Raw genomic sequence first — 235 nt, 5'->3', positions numbered from 1 at the left:
AGGCCTTTGGCGCTGTGATAGGTCAGCTGCTTCAACCGGCGCGCGTGTGGCGGCAAACTAGAATCCACATTAACTACAGACTGAATATGTTCTTGAATCAGTAACTTATCGCTACTTTTTCGATAAAGCATTAACACGGATTGGCCGTTTTGATAGTGCTCCAGCAACCGGCGGCCCAATGCCGCGTCGTCCCGCTCCTGCACGGTGACCGCCACCGGCACCTTGGGTTCGCCGC

1 protein-coding gene is annotated in these 235 nt (G+C 54.9%); it reads right to left on the bottom strand.

All coding sequences use genetic code 11. From position 1 onward, the window contains the following. A partial coding sequence (locus KZZ04_RS20830; RefSeq protein ID WP_219424124.1) for a hypothetical protein occupies positions 1-235 on the bottom strand: 235 nt, incomplete at both ends.

It is taken from the genome of Pseudoalteromonas sp. CR1 (assembly GCF_019392235.1).
In the GTDB taxonomy this organism is placed as follows: Bacteria; Pseudomonadota; Gammaproteobacteria; order Enterobacterales; family Alteromonadaceae; genus Pseudoalteromonas.
The sequence above is the reverse complement of the archived record's forward strand: the minus strand, read 5'-3'. Positions and strand labels throughout refer to the sequence as shown.